The sequence below is a fragment of the Variovorax gossypii genome (genome assembly GCF_003965815.1).
Lineage (GTDB): Bacteria > Pseudomonadota > Gammaproteobacteria > Burkholderiales > Burkholderiaceae_C > Variovorax > Variovorax gossypii.
Window position 1 is genome coordinate 266,774 of record NZ_RXOE01000006.1, and the last position, 25,408, is coordinate 292,181.

A 25,408-nucleotide genomic window follows, 5' to 3' on the forward strand; every position below is an offset into this window, starting at 1 on the left:
GAACTCCTTCGGTCTGCCGCTTTCCGGGGCCGGATCGCGCGCGTCTCATGTGTTGTTCTCCAGCCCGGTGCTGGTCGACTCGGTTCCGCCCGCGTTGGCTGTGACGACGCTCTTCTTCCTCTTCAGCGCTTTCAGCTTGGGCCTGTACTTGGCCTCCAGCCAGTTGACGCCGGAGATGTTCAAGAACAGGCTCTGGATCAGCCAGTTCACGCCTGAGAACTGCATCTTGTTGCCGTACCGGTCGAAACTCCAGGCATACGCGAGCGCCTGTCGCTTGGTGCCCTCCATCATCATTCTCTGCCACCAGTTGTCGGTGTCTCCCTTCATGACCTGGGTCGGGGTGTTGTAGGCGCTCACGGTTGCGTTGAGCTTGAAGTTCGTCACGTTGATCTCGGACGTGGTGCTGTTGTAGGTGATGTCCGGCGCGGTAACCGTCTTGGGCCCCGTGACCACAGTGTTGTCGGGGCCCAGCACGAGCTTGCCGTCGATGGCATTGACGATTTCCACTCGCCCCGCGCACGTGATTCGGATGTCGGCGCCGGTCACGAGGCGCAGCACCGCGCCGTTGACGGTCACGATCACGTCGCCGTTGACGGTCTCGTCGATGCCACCCGTGACGGTTCGCCGCTCGCCGCCGCTGATGGTCTCGATGGCGCCGCCGGTGATAGTGCGCGTCTCGCCATCAGACACGCGCTCGATCGCACCTCCCGTCACGGTGCGCGTCTCGCCGCCGTCGATGGTCTCCAGGGCACCCTTAGTGATATGGCGCTCTTCGCCGGACTCGAAGGTGGAAGACTCATGGCCCTTGATCAACGTGGTGCGAGTGCCGCCGGTGGTGTGGATCTCGTCGGCCTCGACCTCGGTGTCGAGGTTGCGCTGCGCATGCAGCAGCACCTGCTCGGCCCCCATCATGTCATCGAACACGATGGCGTTGGCATCCGCGGGCGAACCGCCGGGGGTCGACCGCGACACGATGCCGCTCTTCGTCGCTTCCGCCGGCAGGTCGAAGGGCGGCATGCGGTCGGTGTTGTAGAGGCGCCCGATCACAATGGGCCGGTCCACGCGTCCGCCGATGAAGTCGACCATCACTTCCTGACCCACGCGCGGCACGTGCACCGTGCCGAAGCCGTCCCCGGCCCAGGCTTGCGATACACGCACCCAGGCCGAGCTGTCCTGGTTGGACTGGCCCTGCCGGTCCCACCGGAACTGCAGCTTCACGCGACCATACTCGTCGGTCCAGATTTCCTGTCCGTCGGGGCCGACCACGGTAGCGGTCTGGGGGCCAGTGGCTCGCGGCATGGGTGTGCCGCGCGGCGCACGGAAGGGCAAGGCCGCGGGCTGTGCCACGAAACCGAAACTGTAGCGGCCCCGGCCCTCGGCGCTCGCATAGCCGGCCTCGCGGAGGTCGTACGAAACCGAGACCAGCAGGTATTCGCGGTTGTCGGCATCGCGCGGCGCGCCCCGCATGGTGAATCGCCAGCCGGGCGCCATGCCGCGCACGGTGGCATGGCCATCGCTTCGCTCCGACAGGGCCTGAACCTCCTCGAGGCGCACGCGTGCGTAGTGCTCGCCTTGGCCGGGCGCTGCGTAATCGCCCATCCACTCGTACATGTCGTGGCCATCCTGGCTCGCACCGATCGGCAGTTGCCGCGCGCTGAACATGTCGGCCTTGGGCATGGTGAAGTTGAAGTCGCCCACGGCGTAGCTGCCGGTGCGCAGCTCGGCGCTGGCCTGCCAGGCGTCGATGACCTCCAGATCGTCCTCCAAGGGGCGGTCGGCCGCAAAACAGTCGATGCAAGCGTAGTCGGGCAGTTCGTCGTGGCCGGAGATGTCGTCGGCAAGCACCAGCGTATGCTGGTTCTTCTCGTGCTTGAAGTAGTAGTAGATGCCTTCAAGCTCCATCAACCTGCTGACGAAGGCGAAGTCTGTCTCGTTGAACTGGGCACAGTAGTCCCAGGCACGGTAGTCCGCGCAGAGCCGGTTCTCGAACACGAAGCCGTAGGCATCCAGCACCTCGGCAATGATCTGTACCGCGCTCTTGCCTTGGAAGACGCGGCTGTTGCTGGTGCGGGTGAGGTACCACAGCCATGGGCGCACCACCGCGCGGTAGACCGTGTGGCGTGTCCTGCCGCCCTCGCGGCCGGCGACGGTGAAGCGCGCGACATGCCCGTGCAGGAAGCGCGGTGCGCCCGCGGTCCGTATCTCGAGTGCGAGCGGCTTGCCTAACAGGGACTTCGCACCGATCGAGGCATCGGTGCTCAGCAGTTCGACATCGAACTCGAAGAGCTGCGACAGCCCCTCGCTGCCGCGCATCGAGCGGAACAGCAGCTGGTCGTCACCCAGCGGGGTATGGGCGCGGACGATTCTGTCCATGGCGGCTTTCCTTTCCTGCGGCTTCGGCGGGTCGGCTCTTCACTTCCGGTTCGTGGCCTTGTTGAGGGTGAACTTGATTCCCCTCGGCTGCGCGATCTTCAATCCGAAGATGTGACGTTCCTTCGTGAGGGTCTTCATCGCGATGGGCGCGTCGATGATGAACTGGAGCGACCAGTTCGCGAAGACGACGTTGAGCATGGTGTTGGCCACCGAGAGCTGAACCTTGGCGCCGTAGACGTCGGTCGCCCGGAGGAAGATCCGGAATCGCTTGTAGGTGATGCCGTTCCACAGCTTGTAGAGCCAGGACTGGTCCGCGGCATTGCTGGTCTGGCTCGGCGTATTGAACACCGATACGTTCGCGTTCAGCGTGTAGTTGGTGGTGTTGATGATGTAGTTGGTGGCGTTGTAGGTCATCGTCGGCGCGGACACGGTCTTGGTGCCGGTCACCGTTGTCAGATGCGGCCCGATCACTAGCTTGCCGTCGAGAGCATTGATGATCTCCAGCCGCCCGCTCCCCGTGATGCGGATGTCGGCACCCGTTACCAGCCGTACGACCGTACCGTTGACCATCAGCAGGACGTCGCCGTTGACGGTCTCGACGATGCCGCCGTTCACCGTGCGGGTCTCCCCCCCCGTGATCGTCTCGGTCGCGCCGCCCGTGATCGTGCGCTTCTCGCCGTCCGTCACCGTCTCCGTCGCGCCCCCAGTCACCGTGCGCTCCTCGCCACCGTCAATGGTCTCCACTGCTCCCGCCGTGATATGCCGCTCCTCGCCCGACTCGTAGGTCGCCGACTCGTGCCCCTTGATCAGCGTCGTGCGCGTCGCTCCCGTCGTGTGCGTCTCGTCCGCCTCTACTTCCGTGTCCAGGTTGCGCTCCGCATGCAGCAGGATCTGCTCCGCACCCATCGCATCCTCGAACACCAGCGCATTCGCGTTCGCCGGCGAACCGCCCTTGCTCGAGCGCGTCACCACCCCGCTCTTCGTCGCCTCGCCCGGCAGCGCGAACGGCGGCATCTGGTCGGCGTTGTACACGCGCCCCACGATCACCGGTCGGTCCACCCGGCCGCCGATGAAGTCCACCACCACCTCCTGCCCGATGCGCGGCGTGAACACTCCCCCGAACCTCTCCCCCGCCCAGATGTGCGACACCCGCACAAAGCGCGAGCTGTTCTCGTTGCTCTGGCCATACCGGTCCCAGTGAAACTGCACCTTCACCCGACCGTATTCATCCGTCCAGATCTCCTCGCCTTCGGGCCCTACCACCGTCGCCGTCTGCGGTCCGCCCGTGCGCGGCAGCGGTGTCTGGCGCGGTGCGCGAAACGGCTTGTCCACCGGCTGCACGACAAAGTCGAAGTCGTAGTTGCCTTGCTGCGCACCGGTCGCATAGCCGCCTTCGCGCAGCACGTACGACACGGCGATCACGAGGTAATCCCGGTTGTCGTCGCCACGGGGTGCGTTGCGCAGGGCAAACGTGCCGCCTGGCGCCATGCCGCGCACCGTGGAGCGCCCCGCACCGCGCACCGCCAGCGATTGCGCCTCTTCCAGGCGCATGCGTGCATAGTGCTCGCCGTCGCCCGCGGAAGGGTAGTCGCCGAGCCATTCGTACATCTCGTGGTCGGCGTTGTCGTAGCCGCCAGGCTGGCTGCGCACGGTGATCAGATCGCCCTTGGGCGTGGTGAAGTTGTAGTCGTCCACCACGTAGCGCCCGCTTCGCAAGTCCTCGGCCGGCTGCCATTCGCGGATCACTTCCATGTCTTCGGTGATGTCACGGTCGATGGCGAAATGGTCGATGCAGTCGTAGTCGGGCAGCGGCTCGTGCGCGCTCTCGTCATCGGCGAGCACCAACGTATGCCGGCCGTTCTCATGCTTGAAGTAGTAGTAGATGCCCTCGAGCTCCATGAGTCGGCTCACGAAGGCGAAGTCGCTCTCGTTGTACTGTGCGCAATACTCCCACTGGCGGTAACTGCCGCAGAGCCTGTTCTCCAACGGAAAGCCGTAGCCGCCGAGCACTTCCTCGAGGATCTCCACCACTGTCCTGTTCTGGAAGATCTTGCAGTCGCTCGAACGCGTGAGGTACCACAACCACGGCCGCACCGAGGCCCGGTAGACGGTATGGCGCTCGGTACCGCCTTCGCGGCCGACGGCGGAGAACTGCACCACATGGCCATCCAGGAATCGCGGCTTCTGGCCGGCGGTGAGGATCTCCAGCGTCAACGGCTTGCCCAGCATCGACCTGAGATCGACCGTCGGATTCCGGCTCAGGAGATCCACCTCGAACTCGTACAGCTGCGACAGGCCCTCCGTTCCGCGCATCGAGCGGAACAGCAACTGGTCGTCCCCGAGAGGAGTGTGTGCGCGTACGACTCTGGCCATGAATGTGTCTCCTTGTGCTCTTTTCCTTCTCCTGCCCTTTTCCCGGAAGCCGACGAAGAGTTCTTCTTCGTCGCGTCCAACGCTTCAGTTACCGCGGACCCAGAACGCCCCGTAGGCCAAGCGCAGAGCGCCTTTCGACAGATGCTTGCCCACGATCTTCAGATCGGCGAACGCGATCTTCTTCTGCCAGATGTTCTCGTTGGAGTTGACCACCGCCATGTTGACGAAGATCCCGTTGAGCGAAGTGAAGGTCGTCACTGACAGCATTACCTTGATTGCGTAGATGTCGTAGGCCTGCGCCGTGAATTGGGACTTCTTCACCCATGACGCGTGATAGTTTTTCTCGCGCCAGTGGAAATGGTTGTCCGTATTCACCGTGTGGTCCGGCACGTTGTAGACGATCACATCGGCATTCAACGTGTAGTTGCTCGTGTTGAGCGTGTAGTTGGTGGCGTTGTGCACGATCGTGGGCGCGTCCACGATCTTGGGACCAGTGACGACGGTCGTGTCGGGGCCGAGGACGATCTTCGTGTCGACGGCATTGACGATCTCGATGCGCCCTCCGCCCACGATGCGGATATCCGAGCCGCTCACGAGCCGGATCGTGCTGCCGTTCACCGTCAGCTGCACGCTGCCGTTGACGGTCTCGACGATGCCGCCGTTCACCGTGCGGGTCTCCCCCCCCGTGATCGTCTCGGTCGCGCCGCCCGTGATCGTGCGCTTCTCGCCGTCCGTCACCGTCTCCGTCGCGCCCCCAGTCACCGTGCGCTCCTCGCCACCGTCAATGGTCTCCACTGCTCCCGCCGTGATATGCCGCTCCTCGCCCGACTCGTAGGTCGCCGACTCGTGCCCCTTGATCAGCGTCGTGCGCGTCGCTCCCGTCGTGTGCGTCTCGTCCGCCTCTACTTCCGTGTCCAGGTTGCGCTCCGCATGCAGCAGGATCTGCTCCGCACCCATCGCATCCTCGAACACCAGCGCATTCGCGTTCGCCGGCGAACCGCCCTTGCTCGAGCGCGTCACCACCCCGCTCTTCGTCGCCTCGCCCGGCAGCGCGAACGGCGGCATCTGGTCGGCGTTGTACACGCGCCCCACGATCACCGGTCGGTCCACCCGGCCGCCGATGAAGTCCACCACCACCTCCTGCCCGATGCGCGGCGTGAACACTCCCCCGAACCTCTCCCCCGCCCAGATGTGCGACACCCGCACAAAGCGCGAGCTGTTCTCGTTGCTCTGGCCATACCGGTCCCAGTGAAACTGCACCTTCACCCGACCGTATTCATCCGTCCAGATCTCCTCGCCTTCGGGCCCTACCACCGTCGCCGTCTGCGGTCCGCCCGTGCGCGGCAGCGGTGTCTGGCGCGGTGCCCTGAACGGCAGCGCTGTAGGTTGCACCACGAAGTTGAAATCGTATTCACCCGGCTCAGCACCGCTCGCATAGCCGCCTTCGCGCAAGCCGTACGAAACGGCAACGACCAAGTGTTCCTGGTTGTCCTCTCCGCGCGGCGAATTGCGCATATTGAACCTGTAGCCTGGCGCCATGCCGCGTACGGTGGCATGGCCCGCACTGCGCTGCGCGAGGGCCTGTACTTCTTCCAGCCGCACGCGCGCGTAGTGCTCACCGTCGCCCGGCGACGGATAGTCGCCGAGCCATTCGTATATCTCGTGGTCGGCGTGGTCGTGCTGCCTCGGCTGGGCGCGCACGTTCGAAAGGTCGCCCTTCGGCGTGGTGAAGTTGAAGTCGTTGACGGTGTAGCTGCCCGAGCGGATCTCTTCGCTGGGCTGCCATTCGCGGATGACCTCCAGATCCTCGCTGATGTCTCGGTCTGCCGCGAAGTAGTCGACGGTCTCGTACCCCGGCGTCGGCTCGTGCGCACTGAGGTCGTCGGCCAGCACCAGCGTGTGCTGATTCCTGTCGTGCTTGAAGTAGTAGTAGATGCCTTCGAGCTCCATGAGTCGGCTCACGAAGGCGAAGTCGCTCTCGTTGTACTGCACGCAGTACTCCCACTGCCGGTAGTTCTCGCAGAGCTTGTTCTCATAGGCGAAGCCGTAGTCGGAGAACACCTCCTCGATGACTTCGACCACCGACTTGTCCTGGAAGATCTTGTTGTCGCTCGAACGCGTCAGGTACCAGAGCCACGGGCGCACAGTGGCGCGGTAGACCGTGTGGCGCGAGGTGCCGCCCTCACGTCCTGCCGCCGCAAAACGCACTATCTGGCCATTGAGAAAGCGCGGTGAACCGGCCACGGCCGTCTGGATCTCGAGCACCAGCGGCTTGCCGAGCATCGACTTGAGGTCGATGCCGGCATCGGGACTCAGCAGGTCGACTTCAAACTCGAACAGCTGTGACAACCCCTCCGTCCCGCGCATCGAGCGAAACAGCAGCTGGCTTTCATCCAGCGGTGTGTGGGCTCGTACGACTCTGGCCATGGGGTTGTCTCCTTGTACTTCTTAGGCTTCGGAAAACTCGTAGCGGAAGTCGTCTCCCGCAGCGCTCAGCTGCACGCCGCTCAGCTTGCGCGCACTGACGGTGGCGCCGATGACTTCCTCGCTCAGTCGCGGAAGGATCGTGTGCGTGAGGATCGCGTCGATCATCCGGCCGCCCGATTCGATGGCGGTGCAGCGGCGTGCGACGAGTTCGACGGCGCTGTCGTCGTAGGCCAGTGCGATGCCGTGGTTCGCCTGCAGGCGCGTCGCGATGCGATCGAGCTGGAGGCGGATGATGCGGTGCAATGCCTCGGCGTGCAACGGGTAATAAGGCACTACAACGAGGCGGCCGAGCAGCGCGGGCGCGAACACCTTGAGCAGCGGCTCGCGCAGTGCGGCGGCCAGCGGCTCGGGGTCGGGGCGCAGGGTCGGGTCTTCGCACAGCTGCATGACCAGGTCGGTGCCGACGTTGGAGGTCATGATGATCACGGTGTTGCGGAAGTCGATGTGGCGGCCTTCGCCGTCTTCCATCCAGCCCTTGTCGAAGACCTGGAAGAAGATCTCGTGCACGTCGGTGTGCGCCTTCTCGATCTCGTCGAGCAGCACCACGCTGTAGGGCCTGCGGCGCACGGCCTCGGTGAGCACGCCGCCTTCGCCATAACCCACGTAGCCGGGCGGCGCGCCCTTCAGCGTGGAGACGGTGTGCGACTCCTGGAACTCGCTCATGTTGATGGTGACGAGGTTCTGCTCGCCGCCGTACAACGCCTCGGAAAGCGCCAGCGCCGTCTCGGTCTTGCCCACGCCCGAGGGTCCGCACAGCAGGAACACGCCGACAGGCTTGTTGGGGTTGTCCAGCCGTGCACGCGCGGTGCGGATGCGGCGCGAGATGGTCTCCAGCGCATCGGGCTGCGCGACCACGCGGGCCGAAAGGATCTCGCCGAGCTTGAGTACCGACTGCGCGTCGTCGCGCACCATACGGCCGATGGGGATGCCGGTCCAGTCGGCCACCACGGTGGCAACGGCCTGCGCGTCGACGGCAGCGAGGATGAGCGGCGATTCGCCTTGCAGCTGCGAGAGCTTGTCCTGCGCCTCGTTGAGCTCGGCTCGGATCTCGTCGGGCGTGCGTTCCGGTTCGGTGGGTGGCGTGTCGGGGTCCACGTCGACGTTCGCTGCTTCGCCAGCATCGGCGTCCGATGCCTCGGCCTGCGTCTGCGGCACGGCCGCCGGCGAGAGCTGCTTGCGCAGCGCGACGATGCGCTCGACCAGCGTGCTTTCTTCCACGCGCCGCTTCTCCAGCACTTCGAGTTCAGCCTTCGCCTGTGCGACCTGGGCCGCGATGTCTTCCACGCGCTGGTGTTCGCCCACGCCGATGGCGGCCTCGCGCCCCGCGATGCCCGACTCGATGCCGAGCACCTCGATGCGGCGCTGCAGGTCTTCGATGGCGGCTGGCAGCGCATGCTGGCTCAGCGCGACGCGCGCGCACGCCGTGTCGAGCAGGCTCACTGCCTTGTCGGGCAACTGGCGCGCGGGAATGTAGCGGTGCGACAGGCTCACGGCCGCTTCGAGCGCGGCGTCGAGGATGAGCACGCCGTGGTGCTTCTCCAGTTCAGCCGAGATGCCGCGCAGCATCAGCACCGCCTTGGGCTCGGTGGGCTCGTGCACCTGGATGGTCTGGAAGCGCCGCGTGAGGGCCGGGTCCTTCTCGATGTACTTCTTGTACTCCGACCAGGTGGTCGCGCCGATGGTGCGCAGCCGCCCGCGCGCGAGCGCAGGCTTGAGCAGGTTGGCCGCGTCGCCGGTACCGGCCTGGCCGCCCGCGCCCACCAGCGTATGCACTTCGTCGACGAAAAGCACGATGGGCTTGGGGCTCTTCTCGACTTCGTCGATCACCTGGCGCAGCCGCTGTTCGAACTCGCCCTTCACGCCCGCACCGGCCTGCAGCAGCGTCGGGTCGAGCACCCACAGCGACACGTCCTTCAGCGAAGGCGGCACCTCGCCTGACGCAAGGCGCGACGCCAGGCCTTCGACCACCGCCGTCTTGCCGACGCCGGCCTCGCCGGTCAGCAGCGGATTGTTCTGGCGGCGGCGCATGAGGATGTCGATGATCTGGCGGATCTCGTCGTCACGGCCGTAGACCGGGTCGAGCTCGCCGGCACGCGCCTTGGCGGTGAGGTCGCTCGCGTACTTGGCCAGTGCGGAGCCGCCGGCAGCGGGACCGTCACCCTGGTGGTGCGCCGCGGCGGGCGCGCCGCCGGCCGGACCGGACGCAGCGGCATCGAAGTCGTCCTCGGGCGACCCTTCGGTCCACGAGGCCAGCTGCGCCACCAGCACGTCGGGCACGATCTTGTCGAACTCGCGCGAGATGCCCGAGAGCACCTGCCGCAGCCCCGGCGTCTTGATGATGCCCGCGAGCAGGTAGGCGCCGCGGATCGAGGTGGCCTCGAAGCGCAGGCTCGCATAGACCCACGCGCGTTCGACGGCGTTGTCGACGTGCTCGGAGATGTCGCTGATCGAAGTGGCGCCGTGCGGCAGGCGGTCGAGCGCGCGCACCAGGTCCTGCTCGACGGCATCGAGGTTGAGCCCCGCGCGCTTGATGATGCGCAGCATGTCGCTGTCCTGCAGCTGCAGGATCTGGTGCAGCCAGTGCACCAGCTCGACGTAGGCATTGCCGCGCAGCTTGGCGAAGGCGGTGGCGGTCTCCAATGCCTTGTAGAGCATCGGATTGAGCTTGGAGAACAGAGAGACGCGGCGAATGTCGGTCATAAGTTGGAGCTAACCCCCAGTCTTCGCGCACTTCGTGTCGCTACGCCAACCCCCTTGCAGGGGGCAACACCGGTGGCCCGGCAAAGCCGGTTCCACGGTGTCTCCCGAAAAGACCGTGATGCAGTCATATCGTGGGCATCTCGCGCGATTTCGCGGAAGACCGGGTAAGGGATGCATCGGTAGGAGCCGCCGATGCGGAACGGGAAAACAATGCTTCGGGCTGGAACAGCATGTCGCCGGCGTCGGTGTCGGACATGCGCGTGCCCAGCCAGCTGCCCCAGCCGAGTCGCTGGTTGCTGTTGAGCCGCATGCCGTGCGCGTCCTCCTTCTTGAGCACGAGCCGCAGCTCCCACGCGAACTCGATGCCGACGTACTGGCGCACCCAGTCGACCACCTGCTGCAGTCGCTTGCTGCCGGGCAGGAACTCGCGGTATTCCTCCTGCGAGAGCGGACCGAGTTCGAGGCGGAACTTGCTCTGCGCGTCGCGCACGGCCAGGCCGATGGTGGCGCCGCCGCCGAGCCGGTGGTTGCGCCCCAGCAGGCCGATGCGACTGACCTGGCGCTCGTCGATCATCACCCAGTCGCTCACGAACTCCTCGACGTGCACCGGCACGTCGAAGTAGAGCCTGAGGATCTGGATCAGGCCCTCGGGGTTGCGCGTCTGGCGCACGAGATGACCCGCCATGAAGGTGCGCGCATGGTCGGCGATGCGGTCGCGCTCCTTGAGGCCGGGCTGCCCCATGTTCATGAGGCTGGCGACGTAGTCGACGAAGCGGTGGCCGTCGGTGCGGTCCAGGCTGTTGACCGACTGCGCATCGGCCCAGGCCCGGTAGAACAGCAGGATCAGCCGGTGATGGAACAGGTCGGCGAACGCGCTGATGGTGTTGTCGGCGTGATGCCGCTTGCGTTCGCGCGCGTACTCCGTCAGGTGCAGCGGCAGCGGGCCGTTGGGGCCGAACAGGCCGAAGCCGTAGATCGAGATGCGCGGCGGGCCGTCGCTGTCCACATCGACGCCCGACACGTTCGATGGCGCGAAGGCCATCGAGGGCTCCTGCCCCAGCCGCAGCGGCTCGTCGAGCGGGCGCGGCGCGCGACCCAGCAGCGGATGGTTGGCCTGCGCGTCGAGCCGGCGCAGCAGCATGAACAGGTCGTGCTCGAAGGGCTGCTCGACAAGTTTGGCCCAGAGCACGGGGTCGGCCTGCGGGATGCCGCGCGCGGGCGCCTGTGCGACTGGTTCCGCCGGCAGCGCGGTTTCGTGAACGAGCGCCTCGGCCGCGTCCAGCACTGCACCTTCAGCGGCATCGGCCTGCTGCTGGCGCTGCACTGCGTCGGTGAAGCCGGTTTCGCTCATACGGCGGGGCGGCGTCCCACGCGCGGCGTCCACCGCGCGATCTCGCCGCGCTGAAGGCTGGACAGCGCGAACTCGGTGAAGGCATTGAGCGACACGTGCCGGCTGAAGAACTGCTCCAGCACCGCGCCGAAGAGATACGGGCTCGCGCCCGAGAACGCGACCTCGTCGATCTTCAGCGCGATCTCCACGCCGCGCCCGAACACGATCGGGCCGGGCTCGGGCAGGCGGCGGAACACCGGTGCCAGTGCCATCGAGCGTACGCCCTGAATCTGGCGGCGCACCGACGGATCGGCGAGGTTGCCGTACAGGTCGAGCATCTCGCGCAAAGCGGCGGCGCCCTGCGTCGGGTCGACGTCAGTGAGGCTCAGGTAGTTGAGTCCGAGATGGCTGATGAGACGCCACGTGAGCGCGCCTTCGGCCAGAGCCGGATAAGGCCGCGAGGGTCCGCGCAGGATGCGGATGGAGCGAACGGGCGCGGACACCCGCAGCGTGAAGTCCGATTCGAGCCCGGTCGGCAGCAGCAGCGGCAGGTCGCGGTTGGTGCATAGCGCATCGAGCGTGATGTGCCGCAGGGTGTGCGGGAACGGCGCGTCGTGCTGGTCGACCAGCGACACATAGACCTCGCTGCCGGTGTAGCTGGTGCGCGTGCCCTGGGCGCGCGCGCGGTCCGACACCAGGCGCGGCTCGCGGCGCAGCGAGAAGTACGCGCCGAAGTCGCCGTCGTCGGCCGCGAAGGAGCCGAGGAAGGGTCGGAACTCGCGCTCCTCCGAGCCGTTGGCCATGTGGCCCGTGACGCGCTCGACGGTGAAGATCTCGAAGTCGCGCGGACGCGTGCGGTCGATCACCGCGTGGTGCTCGTGCTGGCCCGGTCCGACCGGAATGCGGTCGCTGCGGCGCGGCACGAGGTTGATGATGGGCGTGCAGAACAGCGAGAAATGCTTGGCATCGACCAGCCGCTCGAGGTCGGCGTCGGCACGGTCGAGCAGGATCACGATCTCCATCGTTGTGCCGCCCATGGCCGCAGCCGCCGCACGCAGCTTGTTCACGCTGAAGAACAGGTAGCGGTCGGGGAACGCGAAGTACTCGTGCAGCAGGCGGTAGCCCTGGAACGAGCGTGCGTCGTAGGGCAGCAGCGCCTGGTCGGGCTCGAAGCCTTCGTGCCTGATGGCCTCGTCGCCCAGCGGCACGATGCGCGCCGTGGTTCCCGGCCCGCTGCGGCACACGACGCCGATGCTGTGGTGCGTGGCGAGCTCGAGCACGCGCAGCGCGTGCAGCTCGGCTCCCGAGAGGAAGAATTCGAGCCGGTCGAGCGGCATGTCCGCGAAGCGCGCGCCGCCCACGGCCTCGAGCTTGATGGTGATGGCGCTCTTCGCCTGCCGCGCGACCATCGGCATCGCGTGCGCGATCTCTGCCGGTACCGGGCCGATGCCGGCTTCGGCGATGCGGATGGGCCACAGCGTGACGGCATGGCCGGTACGGAATTCGCAGGCGGTCTGCTCGCCCTTGATCATCCGCCCGCGCAGGATGGTGTGGCGCGGCAGCTCGTAGCCGGCCTTCAGCGAACCTTCGTTGAGGTTGCCGTCGATCTGCACCACTGCCATGGCGGGCAGCGGAGCGAGGAAGTTGGGGTACACCACCTCGAGCAGCCGCTGCGAGAAGCGCGGGAACTCGGCATCCATCTTGAGCTGGATGCGCGCGGTGAGGAAGCTGAAGCCTTCGAGCAGGCGCTCCACGTACGGGTCGCTGACCTCGATGCCGCGCATGCCGAGGCGGCCCGCGATCTTTGGGTAGCGCTGCGCGAACTCGGCCCCGAGCTCGTGCATGTACGTGAGCTCGCGGTTGTAATAGTCAAGCAGCCTCGCGTCCATCAGAGGCCTCCGGTGGGCCGAAGGACCATGTGGCCGCTCTCGAGGTCGAGCTCGGAGCGCAGGATGAACTCGATGGGGTACGGCACCGACCACAGCGTGCCGCGGATCTCCAGCGCGAGCAGGTTGTGGTGTTCGAGGTCGGTGGCGTCGGTCACGCAGCGCACGTCGATGCTGTCCTTCATGATGCGCGGCTCGAAGTCGATGATGGCCGCGCGGATGGCCGCCTCGACGTCAGCGAAGTCGACCTCCGACATGCGCCCGCCGGCCCAGCCGCGCACGCCGAAGTTCAGCACCGAGCGCCGCGCGCGCGGCATGGTGTTGATGTCGTGCTCGGTACCGAAGTTGGTGGTGTTGAGCAGCCATTGCAGGTCGCGCAGCACCGAGTCGCGCAGCAGCCTGCCGCTCATGAGGAAGGCGCCCGCGCGCTCCTGCCGGGTCTGCGGCGCCTTGTCGGTGAGGCGGTCGAGCAGCACCGGCTGCAGGCGGTCGCGCGCGACGCTTTCCTGCTGGTCGCCGTCGGTGTCCATCATGCTGCTCATTCGGAAATCTCCGCGCTTCGCGCTGCGGTACGAGCTTGTCTGGAAAGGGCCTGCACGGCGCTCATCCAGCTGCGCCCTCGCGCGAGAACTCGATGAGCCGCAGGTCGAGCAGCGAATGGTCGCCGGCCTCGCTGATCAGCGTGCGCTGGCCCAGGCCCGCGTATTGGTCTTCGCCGGACAGCGGCAGCCAGTCGGTGCGGCGGCCCAGCGTGGTTTCGTCGTCGAGGCCTTCGAGCTGGCCGGGATAGCGCACGGGCACCAGGCCGTTGAGTGCGCGGCCGTCGTGCAGCTCGAACTCGGTGGGCGCCCACAGCAGGTCGACCAGGTGCTGCGGACGCGAGAACTTGATGCGGCGCACCTCGGGCAGGGGCAGCCATGCATAGCCCGAGGGCGTGAGCAGCTCGAAGACCGCGCCGATGCGCACGTCGCCGTCGCACAGCCATTCGAAGCTGCTGCGCTCCACCGGCTCGCCGTCAAGCGCCTGCGCTGCGCGCGAGTCGGAGCGGTCGACGCTGGTGATGGCGCCGTGCAATGCGGGGGCCGTCTGCCGCGCGGTCTCGCGCAGGGCGGCGGCTTCATCGGCACGGTCGGCCGGCAGGGCCGCCGCGGCGATCAGCTGTTCGACCCATTCAGCGTTGCCGCTGACGATGGCCGGTGCGCGCCCGCCCGACCAGAAGTCGCTGCGATGGCGCTCGCCCGCGAGCGCCATCGAACAGGTGACGCTGGCAGGTGTGAAAGTGGGATCGAGCTTGGTGGCCAGCTTGAGCTGGTCCTCGGCCCGCTGCCAATCGCCGCGCAGTGCAAAGAAATGGCACAGCGCAAGACGCAGGCTGGCATTCTGGGGATTGGCGCGAATCTGCCGCTGTACCCATTCGGTGTGCTCCGCCACCGAGCGCTCGCCCAGTACTGCAAACCCATCGCCCATGAAGCTTCCTCGCTGACTGGCTGGCACACGGCGCGAAGGCCTGTGTGCGAAGGACGGCCGTGGAGGCCGTCGGGAAAAAAATCACGGCCGGCCCGTGGGCCGGCCGCGCATCGGGAAAAAGGATCAGGCTTCCTTGTTTTCCTTGATGTTCCAGGCCAGAACCGTCTCGGCGCCCTTGCCGCCCTTGTCGGTCTGTTCCCAGTACTGCTGCTTCACCTTGGCGGCCTGGAATGCGTACTGAACGAACACCGCGTCCGAGCCCTGCTCGGCCGTGTACTGCACCGAGGTCACCAGTACCTCTTCGAGCGTGACGCGGGTGTATTCGATCTGCGAGCCCCCCGCCTTGCAGACCGATACCTCCACCTTGCTCAGGTGCTTGCCGCTGGCGCAGTTCTTCAGCACCGACGGTGCCGCCTTGTCGATGCGCGCGAGCACCTGCAGGTCGTTGAAGCTGGCCTTGCCAACGCCACCGCCACCGCCGCTGACCATGTTTCCAGGCTGCGTTGCTCCCCACGCAAACGACTTGATGTCCGTCCACTCCTTGTGGTTCGAGTCCTTCGATTCGCCGTTCGCGCCTTCAACGCGCATGAACATGTCTACTGCCATGATTGAAACCCCCAGAGTTATTTGCGCCCGATTCCGGGACGCCGTTGGATTAGCTGCTGTCCTTCTTGTTGGATGGCAGCTTCGAAACCAGCCGCAACGACACCGTCAGCCCTTCGAGCTGATAGTGCGGCCGGAGAAAAAACTTGGCGGCGTAGTAGCCGGGGTTGTCCTCGATGGCTTCCACCTGGACTTCCGCCGCCGCCAGCGGCTTCATTGCCTTCGTGTCCTGCGACGAGGTGCCGGGGCTGCCGTCGACGTAGTTCATGATCCAGTCGTTGAGCCAGCGCTCCATGTCCTCGCGCTCGCGGAACGAACCGATCTTGTCGCGCACGATGCACTTCAGGTAGTGCGCGAAGCGGCAGCAGGCGAAGAGATACGGCAGGCGCGCCGCGAGGTTCGCGTTGGCCGTGGCGTCGGCGTCGTAGTACTCGGCCGGCAGCTGCAGCGACTGCGCACCGATGAAGGCCGCGAAGTCGGAGTTCTTGCGGTGCACCAGCGGCATGAAGCCGTTCTTGGCGAGCTCGGCCTCGCGACGGTCGCTGATGGCGATCTCGGTCGGGCACTTCATGTCGACGCCGCCGTCGTCGGTCGGGAAGGTGTGCGTGGGCAGGTTCTCGACCGCGCCACCCGATTCGACGCCGCGGATGGAGGTGCACCAGCCGTACTGCTTGAACGAGCGGTTGATGTTCACGCCCATCGCATAGGCCGAGTTGGCCCAGGTGTAGCGGTTGTGCGCCGCCGAGTCGGTTTCTTCCTCGAACTCGAATTCGTCGACCGGGTTGGTGCGGGCGCCGTAGGGCAGGCGCGCCAGGAAGCGCGGCATGGCCAGGCCGATGTAGCGCGCGTCTTCCGAGTCGCGCAGCGAGCGCCATGCGGTGTGCTCGGTGTTCTGGAAGATCTTGGTCAGGTCGCGCGGGTTGGAGAGCTCCTGCCACGAGTCCATCTGCATCACCGTGGGCGACGCGCCCGCGATGAAGGGACAGTGCGCGGCCGCGGCGATCTTGGCCATCTCGCCGAGCATCTCGACGTCGGGCGGGCTGTGGTCGAAGTGGAAGTCGCCGATCAGCGCGCCGAAAGGCTCGCCGCCGAACTGGCCGTACTCGGCTTCGTAGATTTTCTTGAACAGCGGGCTCTGGTCCCAGCCGATGCCCTTGTGGCGCTTGAGCGAGCGCGCGATCTCGCGCTTCGATGCGCACATCACGCGGATCTTGAGCTGCTCGTCGGTCTCGGTGTTGTTCACGAGATAGTGCAGGCCGCGCCATGCGCCTTCGAGCTGCTGGAAGTCCTCGTGGTGCAGGATCTGGTTGATCTGCTCGGAGAGCTTGCGGTCGATCTCGGTGATGATGGCCTGCACCGTGCGGTAGGCATCGTTGGAGACGGTGACGGTGCTTTCAAGCGCCTGCACGGCCAGCGTCTTGACGGCGTTCTCCACCGCCTCGCGGGCCTGGTCGGTCTTGGGCTTGAACTCGCGCTGCAGCAGGTTCGAGAACTCGTTCGGCTCCAGCGTCTCGACGGAAGCCGGCGCGCGCGCGGTGGTCTGTTTGGGGGCGGTGCTCATGATGGTGGCGGTCCTTGCTGCTGCTCGCGCTTACTCGGAAGAGGTGCCGGGATTGCCGGCCTTTTCGTTCGCGGCTTCCACCGCCTTGGCAACGGCCGGGTTGGGCGCCGATGCCAGCGACTTCAGGAGCCCGGGGTTCTGCAGGGCCTGGGCGATCAGCTGTTCCGCGCCGTTCTTGCCGTCCATGTACGAAAGCAGGTTCGCCAGCTCGGTGCGCGCCTCGAGCAGCTGCTGCAGCGCGCCGACCTGGCGGGCGATGCGTGCGGGCGAGAAGTCGTCCATGCTGTCGAAGGTGATGTCGACGTTCATCTGGCCTTCGCCGGTGAGCGTGTTGGGCACCTGGAAGGCGACGCGCGGCTTGATGGACTTCATGCGGTCGTCGAAGTTGTCGATGTCCACCGCCATGAACTCGCGCTCGGCGATGTCGGGCATCGGATCGACCTGCTTGCCCGCGAGATCGGCGATGACGCCCATCACGAAGGGCAGCTGGATCTTGCGCTCGCTGCCGTAGATCTCCACGTCGTACTCGATCTGCACGCGCGGCGCGCGGTTGCGCGCAATGAACTTCTGACCACTGTTTCTGACACGGTTGTCTGCCATAAGCTTCCTCTTGAATCTGTAATGCGTGCGGGTGCGAACCCGTCAGCCTGCGTGCGCGTTGTCGTTCGTGTTATTCGGCCTGGCTTCCGCCGTTCAACGGCCGTCCTGCAAGACTTTCTATCTTCTGCAAACCCTCGGGCACGAGCTCTTCGATGATCTGGAAGAAGTTCAGGTCCAGCAGCCGCTGCGCCCTGCGGATGAGCATGGGTGCCGGATGGCTGGGCTCCGTTCGTTCCATGAACTGGCAAGCCTTTTCGAGCAACACCTGCACATCTTCACGGCTCGATATTTCAATATCCTTAATGAGCACCGGACGTAGGCCCGCACCGCCATTTGCGGCCTTTGCTGCCCCCGAAGCCGCACCGTTCGCAACCGCTGCGGCGACGTCGATCCCTTGCGCGCCGTCTCCCGGGTGGGCCTCACCGGGTACTGCCTCTTCCGCCTGTACCTGCTCCGGCAGCAGTTGGGCCACGGTTCGCAGCGAGCGCTCGAGCCGCGAGAAGTCGGGCGCCCAGCTCTGGCCGAGCGCGCGTTCGCAGGTCTCGCGGATGCGCTGCAGCAAGTCGAGTGCCGCGCGCAACGCCACTACCGGAGGCGCCGCCTTTTCCTGTGCGCGCCGCACCGTGTCCTTCAGCCGGCCGATGCCGCCCGGGTAATCGATCTGATGGTCGGTCTTGCTCGAATCGAGCAAGGCCTCGACCTGTCGCAGGCTCATCGATGCGCCGCCGTCGTCGACCAGCCGTGCATCGCGCACGCTGCGTCCGAGTCCCTCGGCTTCGGCCAGCGCGGCCAGCGCATTCATGCGCGGCAGCGGGTCCTCGAAGTCGCCATCGACGACGCGCGGATGCACGTCGTTCCAGAATTTCTGCAGCACCACGTCGACGAGTTGAAGTCCTTCGACATAGCCTGGCAAGCCACGGTTCTCGGTCCATGCCAGCGTGAGCGGCACCAGCACTCGCAGGTCGCGCGTGCGCATGCACAACTGCTTCGCGATGCGCTCGACGCGAGCCCAATCGGGCGGCTCGGCGGGAATGATCGTTGAGCCGAATTGCTGCTCGCGCTTGCCCGCCGTAGCCTGATGCAACGCCATGAAATCGGGGTCGTATTCCAGGTCTTCACCGCAAGGCAGCGGGCCCTCTACAGGCACCTGCAATAGATCGATCTCGCTTTGCGCCAACCTCTGCTCCCTCGTTCAACCGTTACTTGATAGCACTAATCTTGAGGGGAACAAGTGGCGCGGTCAACAGCAACAAATTGCTACGGAACGCGAATGAATCACTAAGGAGTACAGCTCCTTTTGAAACTCAAACGGAACGACTACATGCTGATCACAGCAATCCGCGCGCAGCCAAATTGCGCATCAACGCACTGATACCAAAAGTCCACATCGGCGCCTTGTCCGCGTGCACCACGCGATTGACCAGTGCGCCGAGTTCCGGTGCGGCAATGCGCACTCGGTCACCCACGACGTGGGTGAATCCTTGCCCAGGCCCGTGACGGTCTTGTGTCGGAGCGAACATCGTTCCCAGAAACAACATGAAGCCATCGGGATAAGCGTGATTTATTCCTATGGTTTGCGACACGAGGTCGAGCGGATCGCGGCTGATCTTCGATAGCGAGCTCGATCCCTCAAGCACGAAGCCTTCCGGCCCCGTCACTTCCAGTGCAACGGTGATGCGGCGCACGTCCGCGATGCCGAAGTGCTCATCGAACAAGCGTATGAAAGGGCCGATCGCGCAGGAGGCGTTGTTGTCCTTCGCCTTGCCCAGCAGCAGCGCGCTGCGGCCTTCGAAGTCGCGCAGGTTGACGTCGTTGCCCAGCGCGGCGCCGAGGGTTTTGCCGCGGCTGTTCACGGCGAGCACGACCTCGGGTTCGGGGTTGTTCCACACGGAGCCCGAATGGATGCCCACGTCCGCGCCCGTGCCCACGGCGGAGAGCACCGGTGCCTTGGTGAAGATCTCGGCATCGGGGCCGATGCCGACTTCGAGGTACTGCGACCAGGCACCTTGCGCAATCAACACTTCCTTGACCTTCATTGCCTCGGGCGATCCAGGCACGATGTCCGCGAGGTTGTCGCCGAGCACGCTGCCGATGGCTGCGCGCGTGGCCTCCGCCTTCGACGCATCGCCGCGCGCCTGTTCCTCGATCACGCGTTCGAGCAGGCTCGCAACAAATGTGACCCCGCTGGCCTTGACGGCCTGCAGGTCGCATGGAGCGAGCAGCCAGGGCTTGCCGGTGTCGCGCGCGGTCTCGTCGCTGTTGGCAAGGGCTTCATCGAGCGCCGCGATGCGCGGTGCACCCTGCAACGCGCGGCGAACGGCCTGTGCAGGCGCTTCCTTGCCTTCGAGCAGATCGCTCATGGTCGGTGCGAGCTTCGACAGATCGTGCAGGCCACCTTCGTGAACGGCCACCAGCACGGGGCCGACGCCGGGCTGCCAGAGGCGTCCGACGAGGGTGGCGCGTTCGGCGTCGCGGGGCAGGCTGGAAGAGATGGAAAGATCGAGCGGCATGGCGTGGTGTCTCCGTGGATGGGTGTGCGCTACGTCGCATCGTAGCGGCGCACACTGGAGACGGCGCGACCTGCTCTTCTCTTTCCGGGTTCAGTGCCCCGGCGTTGCGCGCACGCGCGCCACCTCGGCGGGCAGGTCGGTCCACGCCGGCTCCTGCGGCGCGAAGCGCGCGCGCATGTAGCCGGCGAGTTCGGCGATCTGCCTGTCGTCGAGCACCTCGCGGAAGCCGGGCATGAAGCCGATGTCGCGGCTCGCGGGTTCGCGCACGCCGTCGAGGATGGTGCGCAGCAGGTTGTCGGGTCGCGCGCTGGTGAGATTGCTGTTGAGCGCGAGCGGCGTGTTCACGCCGAGCAGCGTGGGGCCGTTGCCGTCGTGATGGCACGAAGCGCATGCGCTGTCGAACATGCGCTGTGCGGGGCCGAGCAACTGCCCCTGCGTGCGCGCGGCGTTGTCGACCACCTGCTGCGCAACGACTGCTGGCTGCGTGGCAGGTGCGGGATTGAACGAGCCGAGATAAGTGGCCATCGCGCGGATGTCTTCATCGGGCACCTGCGCGAGTTCGCGCACCACCTCGGCCATCGGCCCTCCGGCGATGCCGTGGCGTTGCGTGTGGCCGTTGCGCAGATAGCGGTAGAGCTCGTCGGCGTCCCATGGCACCGCCGACTTCGACGACAGCTGCGTGAGCGCCGGAGCTTCCCAGCCGTCGACCATCGCGCCCGAGAGGAAGGCACTGCCGCCCTGCTCCGCACCCAGCGCGTTGCGCGGCGTGTGGCAGGCACCGCAGTGGCCCAGTCCGTTGACGAGGTACGCGCCGCGATTCCACTCCGCGCTCTGCGTGGCCACGGGCTGCATCGGCGCCGGATCGTGGAAGAGCGCATTCCATCCGGCCATCAGCGGCCGGATGCTGAACGGGAACTTGAGCTCGGACTTCGGCGTCTCCGCGCGCACGGCAGGCAGCGACATGAAGTACGCGTACAGCGCCTGCAGGTCGTCGTCGCTGGTCTTCGCGAAGGCGGTGTAGGGGAATGCGGGATACAGGTAGTGGCCATCGCGCGAGACGCCCTCGCGCATCGCGCGCTGGAAGGCGCTGAAGGACCAGCGGCCGAGGCCCGTCTCCGGGTCGGGCGTGAGATTGGTGGTGTAGAGCGTGCCGAAGGGCGTGTCCATCGCACGGCCTCCCGCATTGGCTGTACCGCCGGCGGCCGTATGGCACACGGCGCAGTCGCCGACCGCGGCGAGCACCCGGCCGCGCTCGATGGTGGCCTGGCTGTAGACCGGCGCGGTGAGCGACACGGGCGCGATGGCGGAACGCCAGCCGAGCAGGCCTGCGATGACGCCGATGCCTCCGACGACCAGCGCTGCACCGGTAGCCCAGAGGCCCTTTCGGCGCGGCCACACGGCATCGACGCCTTCAGCCGCACGAGGAGCCTGAGGCTGGGGCGCTGCTGCATCACCGTTCGCGTGTCGCGCGCCCTCGCCCGGGGGCGGAGGAAGCGAACCGCGGTTCAGCTCCGCCAGCACCGTCTCCGGCGTGAAAGGCGGCGAGCGGAACCGCACGCCGGTCGCATCGAAGATCGCATTCGCGATCGCCGCAGTGCCCGGCACCGACGACGACTCGCCCGCGCCCAGCGAAGGCTCGCCGGGGCGCGGCATGTGCATCACCTCGATCACCGGCACTTCGCGGAAGTTGATGATCGGGTAGCTGCCCCACTCGCGGCTCGCGACCACGCCGGAAGGCAGCACGCCCGGCAGCCGAGCGCCGGTCGCCGTGCCTTCCTGTTGCTGCTGTTGTTGAGGCGCGAACTGCACCCGCTCCTTCAGCGCCCGGCTCGTGGTCTGGATCACGTTGCCGTGCACCTGATGCTCGACGCCCGCCGGGTTGATCATCAAGCCCGCGTCATGCCCCACCACCACGCGGCGCACGTGCACCTCGCCGGTCCTGCGATTGACCTCCACGTCGGCCACCCACGCGGCCCATGCCGCGCCGAAGCCCGGCCACTTGCTGTGGATGTAGCGCGCATAGGCGAAGCCCTGGCCGAAGAGGATGTCGCCGCCTTCGCCGAGCCCGCCGTCGGCGTTCTCCTGCGGCCCCGTGCGCATGCGCCAGCCGGCCTTCTGCGCGGTGGCCTGCACGAGTTCGACGGCGCGCGGGTCCTGCAGGTGCCGCAGCCTGAACTGCACCGGATCGACGCCCGCGGCCGTGGCCAGCTCGTCGATGTACGACTCGTGCGCGAACGAGCTCGGCAGCGCCGACACGCCGCGCAGCCACGAGGCGCGCACGATCGGCGCCATGTCGTTGACCTTCACGCGCAGGTTGTCGTAGCTGTAGGGCGGACGCGCGGTGCGGTCGCCCATCTCGAAGGCCTGCGCCACCGGCTCGATGGTGCGCGTGAGCAGCAGCGCGAGCGTGGGCGCGCCGTTCGACGGGTACGAGGTCTCGAAGTCGTAGGCGGCGACGCTGCCGTCGGCCATGAGGCCGCCGTCGATCTCCATGAGCTGCGCGGCGCCCTTGGGCTCCCACGCGTGTTCCTGCTCACGCGTGAGCTGCACGCGCACCGGTGCGCCCACCGCGCGTGCGAGCAGCGCCGCATCGGCGGCCACGTCGTCGGCGCCGTTGCGGCCATAGCAGCCCGCGGCCTCCATGCGGACCACGTCGACCTGCACGTCCTCCACGCCCATGAGCTTCGCGAGATCGGCGCGCAGCACGTGCGGGTTCTGCGAGCCGGCCCAGCAACGCAGCTGCATGCCGCTGCCGTCCGCCGGCCGCCATTCGGCCAGCGCGCACGAGGGCCCGATGGACGCATGCATCTGGTACGGCCACACGTAGGTGCGGTGCATGGGCTGCGCGGCCGATGCGATGGCTCCGTCGACATCGCCTTCGTCGACCAGCAGCCGCTGCGTCGAGGGGTTGTCGCGCAGGGCCTGGGCGAGGTCGCCCAGGTCGGGCATGCCGGGCCACGGCTTCCACTTCACGCGCAGCTCGCGCAGGGCCTGCTCGGCGTGTTCCTCGCGTTCGGCCACGATGCCGACGAAGTCGCGGATGACCACCACGGCGCGAATGCCGGGGATGTGCGCGATCGACGACTCGTCGACCGACTCCAGCGTGTTGCCGATGAAATCGCCGTGGTCCGCGCCCGCATACGGCGGACGCACCACCCGGCCGTGCAGCATGCCGGGCACGCGCATGTCGTGCACGAACACGAGTTCGCCCGCCAGCTTGGCCGGGATGTCGACGCGCGCCTGCCGCGTGCCGACCACGCGATAGTCGGCCGGGTCCTTGGGCTTGGCCTGCGGGTCGAGGCGCAGCACGGTGCGCTGCCCGGCGACCAGCTCGGCATATGCGATGTGGCGGTCCGGCGCCTCGGCGACGCGCACCACGCCGTTGCGCATCTGCAGCGCATCCGCGGCCACGCCGAGCCGTTCGGCCGCGCGCGCCAACAGCCAGGCACGCGCTTGCGCCGCCGCAAGCCGCAACGGCTGTGCATGGATCTGGATCGACGCGCTGGCGATGGTCGCGCCCTGGTTGGGCGCGCGCGCCGTGTCGCCGAGCATCACGCGCACGCAGGGCATGCCGAGATCGAGCTCCTCGGCCACGATCTGCCCCAGCGCGGTCTGTATGCCGGTGCCGAGGTCGACGTGGCCGTTGAGCGCCGAGGCACTGCCGTCGTCCCAAACGGCGAGAAGGACTTCGTCGCCCTCGACCGGGTTGCCGGCCACGAACGCGGGCTGGCCCTTGGCGGGCGCCGGGGCCGGCGGCGTCTCGCGCACCACCAGCAACACGCCCTCGGCCGACAGGAACTCGGCGCGCGTGCGGGGAAGATCGGCGCGGCGCGTCATGCGGCCTGACGCGCGCGCATGCGCACCGCCGCGCGCTGCACCGCGTCCAGGATCTCGATGTGCGTGCCGCAGCGGCACAGGTTGCCCGAGAGCTCGCTACGGATGCGCGCCTCGCTCGCCAGCGGGTCGCGCGCGAGCAGGGCCGCCGCCTGCATCACCATGCCGTTGAGGCAGTAGCCGCACTGCGCGGCCTGTGCTTCCTCGAAGGCGGCCTGCACCGGATGCCACTCCCCGCGCGAGCCCAGCCCTTCGAGCGTGGTGATGGCCCGCCCCGCCACGCCGCGCGCGGGAATCACGCACGAACGCGCGGCCACGCCGTCGACATGCACGGTGCAGGCGCCGCACTGGCCCAGCCCGCAGCCGTACTTGGGGCCGTTCAACCCCAGGTCATTGCGCAGCAGGTGCAGCAGCGTCGCCTCGCGCGGCACGCCCTCGATCGACTTCGCCTGGCCGTTGACCAGCAGGTGCAGCGGCTCAGCGCCGCAACTGGCCGTCACGGGTGTACATCTCCAGGTCGACGAAGTTCGAGCCGTTGTGGTTCTTCGCGCTGTACTCGATGGGGAAGTCGCCGAAGCGCGTGCTGCCGATGCTCTCGAGCCCCGCGATGAAGCTGTCGCGCGTGAGTGTCTTGCCCGCCCGGCGCAGGCCTTCCACCATCACGCGCGCGACGATGTAGCCTTCGAGCGCGGTGTAGCTGTCGATCTTCTCGCCGAACTCGGCGCGGTCGCGCTGGTAGTCGGCCACGATGGGCACGCGCTGCGCCTGCGGCGGCGGCACGATGCTGGCCGTGACCAGCCCCGCGAGCTTGCCGTCGAGCCGCTTGGCCGAGCCCGCGGCATCGGTGATGCCGACCGACAGCGTGTACAGCGGCGAGCCCACGGCGCTGGCGCGGTAGTCGCGCATGAACACTTCCACCATGCGCCCGGCCATGATCATCACGACCGCGCCCGGCTTGGCCTCCGCGAGGCCGGAGACGACCTGCTTGGCGTCCTCGGCCGCGATGGCCAGCGGGAAGGTCTTGAGCACCTTCACCTTGTAGTCGGCCGCGAGCTCCTCGCAGGTGGCGAGGTTCGACTTGCCGAAGGCGCTGTCCTGGTAGACCACCGCGATCGACTGGATGCCGATGGTCGAGAGGTGGCTGATGATCTTGCGCAGTTCCAGGTCGTAGCCCGCGCGCACGTGGAACAGGTAGCGGTTGACCTTGGTGCGGAACGAGGTGGTGCCCACCAGCGGCGCGAACATCGGCACGCCGGCCTTCTCGGCGAGCGGCATCGCGGCCGCGAGATTGCCGGTGGCCACGTAGCCGGCGAGCGCGAAGACCTTGTCCTCGTCGATCAGCTTCGCGGTGTTGACGGCCGTCTTCGCGGGGTCGTAGGCGTCGTCGTAGGTGACCAGCTCGATCTTGCGGCCGTTCACGCCGCCCGACTTGTTGACGCGGTCGAAGTAGAGCTTGATGCCAGCGCGGTAGTCGATGCCGAAGTCTTTCGCCGGCCCGCTGAACACGGCCGACTGACCGATGCGGATGGTGGTGTCGCTCACACCGTTCGTGCCGTTGTCCGCGCGTGCCGACCGCAGCAGGCCGGGGCCGAGGGCCAGGGCGGCACCGCCCGCCACCATGGCACGCCTAGAGATCGAGGGCTTCATGCGTCGTGGGTCTCGTGTTCTTGTTGCTCTTTCCGAC

At 66.9% G+C, this 25,408-nt stretch carries 16 protein-coding genes; all 16 read right to left on the minus strand.

Going from position 1 to position 25,408, the window contains the following annotated elements:
- Positions 1-45: 45 nt before the first annotated feature.
- Complete coding sequence (locus tag EJP69_RS21900) at positions 46-2,373, minus strand: type VI secretion system Vgr family protein (protein WP_126472483.1); 2,328 nt, start codon at positions 2,371-2,373, stop codon at positions 46-48.
- Between the two features lie 39 nt (positions 2,374-2,412).
- Positions 2,413-4,746 carry a type VI secretion system Vgr family protein gene (locus EJP69_RS21905; protein WP_093206778.1) on the minus strand — a complete coding sequence of 778 codons (2,334 nt, stop codon included), beginning with the start codon at positions 4,744-4,746 and terminating at the stop codon, positions 2,413-2,415.
- Positions 4,747-4,830: 84 nt separating this feature from the next.
- Positions 4,831-7,173: a type VI secretion system Vgr family protein gene (locus tag EJP69_RS21910; protein WP_093206777.1), complete on the minus strand. Its 2,343-nt coding sequence runs from the start codon at positions 7,171-7,173 to the stop codon at positions 4,831-4,833.
- Between the two features lie 21 nt (positions 7,174-7,194).
- On the minus strand, positions 7,195-9,933 hold the full coding sequence (tssH, locus tag EJP69_RS21915) for a type VI secretion system ATPase TssH (RefSeq protein ID WP_126472484.1): 2,739 nt from the start codon (positions 9,931-9,933) through the stop codon (positions 7,195-7,197).
- Positions 9,934-10,057: 124 nt separating this feature from the next.
- Positions 10,058-11,284 (minus strand): type VI secretion system baseplate subunit TssG, encoded by a 1,227-nt coding sequence (tssG, locus tag EJP69_RS21925; protein WP_093206775.1) that lies wholly within the window; start codon positions 11,282-11,284, stop codon positions 10,058-10,060.
- Positions 11,281-13,152 carry a type VI secretion system baseplate subunit TssF gene (gene tssF, locus EJP69_RS21930; RefSeq protein WP_093206774.1) on the minus strand — a complete coding sequence of 624 codons (1,872 nt, stop codon included), beginning with the start codon at positions 13,150-13,152 and terminating at the stop codon, positions 11,281-11,283. Before tssF ends, tssG begins: the two co-directional genes overlap by 4 nt.
- Positions 13,152-13,679, minus strand: a complete 528-nt coding sequence (gene tssE, locus EJP69_RS21935) for a type VI secretion system baseplate subunit TssE (protein ID WP_093206963.1) — start codon at positions 13,677-13,679, stop codon at positions 13,152-13,154. Before tssE ends, tssF begins: the two co-directional genes overlap by 1 nt.
- Positions 13,680-13,752: 73 nt before the next feature.
- The gene (locus tag EJP69_RS21940; RefSeq protein WP_093307493.1) at positions 13,753-14,616 is read right to left on the minus strand and encodes a type VI secretion system accessory protein TagJ; all 864 of its coding nucleotides are present in this window, start codon (positions 14,614-14,616) and stop codon (positions 13,753-13,755) included.
- A gap of 123 nt (positions 14,617-14,739) precedes the next feature.
- Positions 14,740-15,222 carry an Hcp family type VI secretion system effector gene (locus tag EJP69_RS21945; protein WP_019658414.1) on the minus strand — a complete coding sequence of 161 codons (483 nt, stop codon included), beginning with the start codon at positions 15,220-15,222 and terminating at the stop codon, positions 14,740-14,742.
- Between the two features lie 49 nt (positions 15,223-15,271).
- Positions 15,272-16,780, minus strand: a complete 1,509-nt coding sequence (gene tssC, locus EJP69_RS21950) for a type VI secretion system contractile sheath large subunit (RefSeq protein WP_093206772.1) — start codon at positions 16,778-16,780, stop codon at positions 15,272-15,274.
- Positions 16,781-16,810: 30 nt separating this feature from the next.
- Positions 16,811-17,380 (minus strand): type VI secretion system contractile sheath small subunit, encoded by a 570-nt coding sequence (gene tssB, locus EJP69_RS21955; protein WP_093206771.1) that lies wholly within the window; start codon positions 17,378-17,380, stop codon positions 16,811-16,813.
- 70 nt (positions 17,381-17,450) lie between these two features.
- Entirely contained in the window at positions 17,451-18,557 is a 1,107-nt protein-coding gene (gene tssA, locus EJP69_RS21960) for a type VI secretion system protein TssA (protein WP_126472485.1), read from the minus strand.
- 151 nt (positions 18,558-18,708) lie between these two features.
- Positions 18,709-19,890: a fumarylacetoacetate hydrolase family protein gene (locus tag EJP69_RS21965; protein ID WP_126472486.1), complete on the minus strand. Its 1,182-nt coding sequence runs from the start codon at positions 19,888-19,890 to the stop codon at positions 18,709-18,711.
- A 90-nt stretch (positions 19,891-19,980) separates the two neighbouring features.
- On the minus strand, positions 19,981-23,727 hold the full coding sequence (locus EJP69_RS21970) for a molybdopterin cofactor-binding domain-containing protein (RefSeq protein ID WP_126472487.1): 3,747 nt from the start codon (positions 23,725-23,727) through the stop codon (positions 19,981-19,983).
- Positions 23,724-24,224 (minus strand): (2Fe-2S)-binding protein, encoded by a 501-nt coding sequence (locus EJP69_RS21975; protein ID WP_126472488.1) that lies wholly within the window; start codon positions 24,222-24,224, stop codon positions 23,724-23,726. The genes EJP69_RS21970 and EJP69_RS21975 overlap by 4 nt, the downstream gene beginning before the upstream one ends.
- A complete protein-coding gene (locus EJP69_RS21980) occupies positions 24,202-25,371 on the minus strand; it encodes an ABC transporter substrate-binding protein (RefSeq protein WP_240652260.1) in 1,170 nt (389 codons plus the stop codon). Before EJP69_RS21980 ends, EJP69_RS21975 begins: the two co-directional genes overlap by 23 nt.
- Between the last annotated feature and the right edge of the window lie 37 nt (positions 25,372-25,408).